Here is a 7,693-nt window from a genome sequence, read left to right on the forward strand (position 1 = left end):
CCTAGACATGAGCTTTCAGCAAATTGAGAATAGCTTCGTCATCAAACCGTTGGCTTAGTTCCAGTATTTTGTTGGTGAACGTCGCATACTGAGGATTGAGTTGCTTGAGGCGGTTAGCTTCTTGCTGAATGTCAGTCATAAAACCATCTTGGGCTGCCCGGTAGAGGACTGCCAGTTCTTCCCGTGGCGGCACTACCCAATCCAGTGCGTCGGAAAACTTAGCAGACAGTTCATCTGCCGACCGTGCTGTCTCGTAAATCCACTGCAACTCCAGGTGACGCTGTAATTCGCCCAGCAATCCAGTAAACTCGATTGGTTTTGGGAAAAAGCTATTACACCCAGCCGCCATCACCGACTGCATATCCACCTGAGACAAGCTGGCAGGGGATGCAATGATTGGCATCTTGGCAAAATCCGGTAGTTCCCGCAGGTGGCGGGTCATTTCCAGCCCACTCATTTTTGACATCATCACATCGGTAATAATTAAATCTGGGCGCATTTGTAGGGCTTGTTCCAGTCCTGTCTGCCCATCGTCCGCCTCAGCCATCTTAAAGCCCAAGGGTTCCAGCATTCCCATGATTACAGCGCGATTTTCCCGGCGATCGTCAATCACCAAGATTTTACGCCGCTCACCCTGGTAGCCGATTACCCGTTGATTAGCAGAGACAGATTGGGCAAACCAATCGGTAGCAATGGGCAGATTCACCTCAAACCAGAAGATGCTGCCTTTGCCCAATGTGCTATTGACTTGGATGGAACTGTCCATCATTTGCACAATTTGCTGACTGATGGCTAACCCTAAACCGGTACCTTCGCTGTTGCGATCGCGCTTCCCAGCTTGCTCAAATGGTAAAAATATGGATTCTAACTTTTCTGGTGGGATGCCAATGCCTGTGTCTTTCACCTGGAAGAGAATTCTGGGGGATGAATCCTGCGCTGTTTCCCCATCATCCACTACCTCAACCTTAAACGTTACATTGCCAAAATCGGTAAACTTGATGGCATTGCTGAGCAGGTTTAGCAACACCTGCCGCAGACGTTTGTCATCTGCATGGATGGCTGTGGGCAGATTAGCAGCTGGGTGGTAACGAAAGGTAATGCCCTTTTGTTCTGCTTTGATGCGGCAAATTTCTACGGTGGTGGTAAGAAAGTTGGTCAAGTGGAAATCCTGGGGATAGAGATCCATCTTTTGCACTTCCAGCTTTGAGAGATCCAGAATGTCATTGATCAGGGTTAACAAGTGGGAACCGCACTGGTGAATTACCCCCAATCCCTTTAGCTGCTTGGTAGTGGTAGCTGGATCGCGCTGGAGAATCTGAGTATAGCCCAGGATGCCGTTGAGGGGGGTTCGCAATTCGTGGTTCATGTTAGCGAGAAATTGGCTCTTGGCATGGTTAGCAACTTCTGCTTTTTCTTTTGCTTGCAATATCTCTAGTTCGGCAGATTTGCGATCGCTAATATTGCGGCAAACGACAACGCCTCCTTTCAATGCACCGCTCGCCTCTTTTAGAGGTGTGCCATTAACTGTAACCCAAATACCTTCTGGGGCTTTACTATGACGGATAAACATCTCCACATTCTCTACCTGCTCACCCTGAAGCGATCGCACCAGCGGAAGTTGCTCTGGTGGGAATACAGTCACCCTATCGATTTGATACACCCCATAATCCTTCGACCATTCTTCCTGTGGGTTTTCAGTAATTCCCTTGCCAAACATCTGTTCGGCAGCGGGGTTAAAGATTAGGAATTGACTATTTTCATCCGCAACAATTACGCCATCGCTCATGCTGTTAAGGATCAGTTGCATCAGCGTCGCTTGCTCCTGAAGCGTCTGGTTACTTTGCTGGAGGTCAATTTCCGCCTGATTCCGTTTCAGGGTTTCGCGCTGGATTAAAGAGTAGATCGAGAAAATAATTGCCAGGTTGATGACAATACCCATTACAAAAGTCCCCATTGCCTGAATAGCAGTATTAGTAACAGCTTGTTGTTTCAGCCGTAACTCTACGGTTTCTGTGGCTTCGATCTGCTGCATCAGCAACGTTGTTTCGTCGAGGATTAGGGTTGGCGATCGGTCAATTGCCGCATCCCGCCCTTTGGTTTGCCGGAGTTCAATACCTTGCCGCAGGTGTCGCAGGTGTCGAAGTATGAATGCTTCCAAGCGTTTACCCGACGCTTCTTCGCTAGGACTGTCTTTGAGTAAGGCTTGCAGTCGCAGTATTTCTTGATCGACATCAATCATCCGCAGCCCAAGTACCGTCAAGGTATCTTGATTGCCGGTCAGCAGGTATTGCCGCTGCAACCGTTCAGTATCTTTTAATGCACTGCTTACCGATTTCAAAGCATTCAGGGTTTCCCAATCTTCAGCAATCTGGTGATTGATTTCTAAAGTCCGGCTTGCACTCCAGAATGCTATCCCACTCATAGCCAAAGCCATGAAGGTGGCTGCTGCCAAACTCCAAGTCACACTTTTGAGAAAGTTGGATTGTGGTTTCATCTGTCTTTCCCTTTTTTTATGAACGCAGGGGGCGCAGCCCAAACTTTTCAAATATTGCCAGTGCCCGATCGGTGCTTAAAAAGTCCAGATAAGCCTGCATTTCCTGGGGATGGGCAGAGGTTTTGATGACCGCAACACCAGTTCGGATCGGATGGTAGAAATCTCTTGGTGCGATGGCTAATACCTTTACTTTGGCAGAGGCTTTGGCTTCTGAAAGAAAGGTAATGCCTACTTCAGCCTCTCCCAGCTCGACGGCTCTCAAGACTTCCCGCACATCCACCTTGACCACAACTGCCTTTGACGCTACTGCTCGATCGATCCCCAGCCGGGTAAGCAGGATATGAGTATATCGACCAATGGCTAGATTTTTGTTGCCTACCGCTACAGTTTTGAGGCGATCGTCCGCTAATTCTTGGAAATTGGCAAGTTGCAGGGACGAATCAGTAGGAGCAATCAATACAATGTCTGTACTCACCAGTTCCTTGCGGCTTTCAGGCAAGATCAACCCCTTCGCTTGTAACTCATTCAAGGGTGGAATGTCCGCAAAGAACACTCCATCAAACGGTTCTCCTCGTTCAATGGCTGTCTGTATCACACCAGAACCAGCGAAGATGCAGTTAATCACAACATGGGGATGTTCCTGCTGGTAAAGTTTTTCAAGCTCTGGCATAGCATTGCGTACCATGCCCGCTGCCCCAAAGTTTAAGTTGACTACCTGGGTTGGAGGGGATGAACAACTGCCTAACCAAAGCGCAAGCACAAAGGATACGAAGCACAACGCCATCCACTGAAAGCTTTTCATCGGGATTTGTGAGCATTTTCTGGTCATGCGGTTCCCATGCTACTATTATCGTTACCCAAAAAATCCCAATTTCAACAAAAATTACAGCTTTTCATCGGTATTTCTGGGGATTTTATAGCCAATTACCAATATTTTAGATAACGGCAATCAAGATGGCACTTACCCCCAACTCAAATCCAAAGAAGTTAAAAAGCTAAAAAAGAATCTCGTTGCAGATAAAGTCGGCTTTTCTTGGTTGACAATAACTCTCTTTGTATAGCTAGGGACTAGGGAAAATTTTGAGTTGTAGGGGCGGGTTTCGTTGAGAATAGTTCTGTTTTGACCCCAGATTCATCTGTTAAACCCGCCCGTACAGAGTTTTGAGTTAAAAGAGGGAAGAGGGAAGAGGTAAGAGGTAAGAAGGTTTTATAATCAAGGGTTTGGTGGAATTAAGAATGTCTTAACCGCCCTGGCGATTGCTATAATTACTCAGTAAGCAGTTAACGAGTTTCCTGGTTTAATCGATAAAAACCATACCAATTTAGCGCTGCTAACCAAGCTACCGAGAGCAATCCTGCCAGACTTAAAGTTAAGCCGCTATAAGGCACTAATAATCCTAAAACTGGTAGGACTCCTCCCGCAATAGTGCTAATAAAAGCGGCAAGGGACGCACGCCAGTTTCTTCCGAGTCCCCAAGCTAAAACTAAAAGGAATAATGAAATTACTAACCAAGCTAATTGGGGATTTATGACTCTGCTAAAGTAAGTCAAAGATAGAATGCAGGCAAAAAATAAGCCACCAGCTAGAGCCACATCCCGTAAACTCATCGGTAGAGACAAATACAGCAACAATAACCACCACAGAAATAAAGCAGGAGCCAATATCAGCAAACGCGGTAAAATACCAGTATTTTGGACTCTCTCTGTAGCCGTAAACACGCCAAACGGGTTTTGAACAGAAACATTATCATCAAATATCCAAGTGTATCGAGTCCCTTTTTCTTCGATCTTACTTTCAGTTGGCACAATACCGCTCGCAAAATCAGCACCAGAGAAATTTGCTAGCACGGAGAGGCGAAAATTCGACAATAATTGTCCGTTAGCGTTATACACCCAGCGTGGAGAACCTTGAGCCTTATATGTTACTCGAAAGCTTGTTTCTTTTCCTGGCGCAATACTAAACGGAAAACTATATTCACCAGGATTAGTTGGGTTTAGCCTTGTACCGTTTTGCTCTACCTTAAAGTTTTGCAGTAATGAGTAGCTGCTAGGAGGAGATAATTCAAAGAATAAATTTTCAGTTGTATTTAGTTGGTTGATAACTCGGTAATCAGCGCTAAAGTCTACCAGATAAATTCCTCGTCCTTTCTTTTGCGGATCTGAGGTTTGGTCGATTTTAACCTGAATTTGAGATCCAGCGACTGCTAAAAAGCGGTTGATCGTGCGCGTTTCCTGTACCCGCACGATTCTATTACCAGCTTGAGTATTGTAAGAGTAAGGTTCTTGAATAACGTAACGTATTTGAGGTGCTGATTGTTCTAGTCTCTCTCCAGAGACGCTTTCAGCAACTTGAGAAACTCGTGCTTGTTCCCAAAAGTGATAACGAGTACCCAAAGTCGAGCAAAGAAAAAAACCTGTTACTACCAGGATGAAGACTAAAGCTCCATGCAGTAATATTCGCAGTAATACTGAGTATCCTTCTAACCATTGTCCGATCGCAATCCCTAGTTCTGGTTCGTTTCGGCGGCGGGAAAAGTTGAGTAAGGCAAGCACGATTCCCAAAAACCCCACTATGCCTGCGATAAAAAAGAATATGCGACGTACCCTTGAGCCAAATTCGATCAGTTGAGTTGGTTGTGTCAAATCGGGTAAGCCGGGAATGCCTTGGGCAGCTTCAAACATAATATAGTAAAGTGCTGAGTGCTGAGTGCTGAGTGGGGAGTGGGGAGTGGGGAGTGTTACGCATTTTATCGCCTCATCCACTACAGATGTAGAGTCAATTCATGAATTGACTCTACATCTGGGGGGAAAAGCGCTTTATTGCGTCAACCTGATTTAAATGTTTACTCAATAGGTAAAACACTATAACTACCAAAAATTTTCAAAGTTTCACTGTAAGTTATTAACTCATCTAAAGCAGCTTTCACAAATGGTTGAGTGCCGTCAGCTTCTATATCGATGAAAAACAGATATTCGCCGAGCGATCGTTTTGTCGGACGCGACTCAATTCGACTCAGGTTAATATTTCGTTCCGCGAACAGTTGCAGCGGTTTAACAAGCGCCCCTGGTAGATTAGCCGGAGCGCTAAAAGCCAGGGAGGTGTGACCGCCTCCGGGAGATGGTTGTAAACTTAGCACCCAGAATCGCGTGTAGTTACTCGAAAAATCATTAATTGGGCAGGCAAGAATGGGTAGATTGTAGATTTCAGCAGCTCGCCCTGAAGCGATCGCTCCAGCCGTCACATCCTCTTCCAAATACTTTAACGCCTCTGTAGTCGAATTCATCGGCACCTGTTGAACCGAAGGCATAAACTTGTCCAGCCATCCCTGACACTGAGCTAGAGCCTGCGGGTGGGAATAAACTGTCTGAATTGCTTCTAAATTGTCCGCAGATGATAGCATAGCATGGCAAATCGGCAATACCAAAGCTTGTTGAATTTGCAGTGTATCCAGCCGCCACAGCGTATCCAGCGTCATAGATACACTGCCCTCAAGAGAATTTTCCACCGGGACAACAGCTAGATGAGCTTGCCCATCAGCCGTTGCTTGGAGTGTTTGGGCAATGCTGGGATAAGGACACAGAAAGCATTCTTGGCCTTTTTCCAGACGCAGCCAATTAGCGTAAGCTAGGGCAGCTGCTTCAGCGTAAGTGCCAGTCGGCCCCAAGTGTGCAATAGATATGCTCATAAGCTTCAGATCTCAGTTTGTTAATTTTTCTCAGCAATACGGCGTAAACTGTTATTTTTTCATTACACCCCGAAAACAGTCCCCGCTGTTGATGCCTTTGGTAGAGGCGGAAGCCATAGATAAAGTTTTACGATCGCAGACAGATAGAATTGCACCACAGCTGACTACTGGCGGCTGTATTGTAATGATATGATTAAGACTTCCAAGCGGATGTTTTAAGAACTGTAACGTAAAATTAATTAATAATCATACAAAACAACCTTCTGTTTCCTTCTACCCATGCACACCCGATTTGTCGCTTCCCAATCTGTTGAAATTGCTGTTCCAGAGCAACCGATTCCGATTAAGCATTATTTGCGTCAGCCTCAACGTCTCGTGCAAGCGCTGGTTGAGTCAAGTCGGATTGAGCAGCTGGGCGAGGAACTTTTTCGCCTGAAAATGCGCCCCCTCAGCTTTATGATGCTGACGATTCAACCCACTGTAGATATGCGGGTGTGGACAGAAAGCGACGGTAGTGTCCATTTAAAGTCTGTGGCTTGTCAAATCCTGGGCATGGAATACATTAACCAACGGTTTGCACTTGACCTGAAAGGACGGCTGTTTCCATCCCAAATCAACGGAGTCACTTACCTGAAGGGGAAAGCGGATTTACAAGTGCAAGTTGAACTACCACCTCCATTTTGGTTAACCCCCAAGCCAGTGCTGGAAGCTACTGGCAACGGTTTGCTTAAAAGTGTCTTGTTAACGATTAAACATCGGTTGATGCACCAATTGCTGTTGGATTATCGCAAATGGGCGAGTGCTACGGCAAATAGTGCTTCTGCTCAAGCACCAGGTCTAGCAGGTCAGTCAGACTTTGCTTAGCGACAAGGACGAAAAGAACGCCGATGCCAACGTGAAGGGCCATGCTCTTTTAGAGCCTGTATATGTCGGGCAGTGCCGTAACCTTTATTGGCATCTAAACCATATTCTGGGTATTTAGCGGCCAAGCGAAGAATTAGCTCGTCTCTCCACACCTTAGCGAGAATACTGGCAGCTGCGATCGCTACCAACTGCTCATCACCCTTCACAATCGACTGTTGTGGCATCGGCAGGTCTGGAATCGGCCATTTACCATCAACTAGGCAAAGAGTCGGCTGCACCGATAGCCTGATTACAGCTCTCTTCATTGCCAACAAAGATGCCTGAAAAATATTGATCCGGTCAATTTCACGGGCAGAGGCCATTCCGATTTGGTAATCTAGCGCCACTGCCCGAATTGTAGAGGCAAATCGCTGTCGCCCAAGGCTAGTTAGTTGTTTGCTATCTTTAATACCGGCGGCAGCAAGTTCGCTTAATGCGGCATCCGGTAAAATCACCGCAGCCGCAACTACCGGGCCGAATAAACAACCCCGCCCCACTTCATCGACCCCTGCCACTATTCCCATAGAGGGAGAGTGGGGGAGTGGGGGAGTGGGGGAGTGGGGGAGTGGGGGAGTGGGGGAGTGGGGGAGGACAAGGAGGACAAGGGGGA

The 7,693-nt window shown here is 46.7% G+C and carries 6 protein-coding genes; 1 reads left to right on the forward strand and 5 read right to left on the reverse strand.

The window, feature by feature from the left end:
- Position 1: 1 nt before the first annotated feature.
- From LAY57_RS11150 to pheA, 4 genes are all read right to left on the reverse strand, one after another.
- Positions 2-2,494, reverse strand: coding sequence for an ATP-binding protein (locus tag LAY57_RS11150; RefSeq protein ID WP_249066495.1), 2,493 nt, complete (start codon positions 2,492-2,494; stop codon positions 2-4).
- Between the two features lie 16 nt (positions 2,495-2,510).
- Positions 2,511-3,296, reverse strand: a complete 786-nt coding sequence (gene modA / locus LAY57_RS11155) for a molybdate ABC transporter substrate-binding protein (protein ID WP_249066496.1) — start codon at positions 3,294-3,296, stop codon at positions 2,511-2,513.
- 479 nt (positions 3,297-3,775) lie between these two features.
- A complete protein-coding gene (locus tag LAY57_RS11160) occupies positions 3,776-5,257 on the reverse strand; it encodes a hypothetical protein (protein WP_249066497.1) in 1,482 nt (493 codons plus the stop codon).
- Between the two features lie 80 nt (positions 5,258-5,337).
- Positions 5,338-6,180 carry a prephenate dehydratase gene (pheA, locus tag LAY57_RS11165; RefSeq protein WP_249066498.1) on the reverse strand — a complete coding sequence of 281 codons (843 nt, stop codon included), beginning with the start codon at positions 6,178-6,180 and terminating at the stop codon, positions 5,338-5,340.
- A gap of 279 nt (positions 6,181-6,459) precedes the next feature.
- On the opposite strand from pheA, the gene LAY57_RS11170 reads away from it, so the two are divergent.
- On the forward strand, positions 6,460-7,044 hold the full coding sequence (locus LAY57_RS11170; protein WP_249066499.1) for a DUF1997 domain-containing protein: 585 nt from the start codon (positions 6,460-6,462) through the stop codon (positions 7,042-7,044).
- On the opposite strand, the gene LAY57_RS11175 is transcribed toward LAY57_RS11170, so the two are convergent.
- Positions 7,041-7,607, reverse strand: a complete 567-nt coding sequence (locus LAY57_RS11175; protein WP_249066504.1) for a ribonuclease HII — start codon at positions 7,605-7,607, stop codon at positions 7,041-7,043. The genes LAY57_RS11170 and LAY57_RS11175 overlap by 4 nt on opposite strands.
- Positions 7,608-7,693 lie beyond the last annotated feature (86 nt).

It is taken from the genome of Argonema antarcticum A004/B2 (assembly GCF_023333585.1).
GTDB classification, from domain to species: Bacteria; Cyanobacteriota; Cyanobacteriia; order Cyanobacteriales; family Aerosakkonemataceae; genus Argonema; species Argonema antarcticum.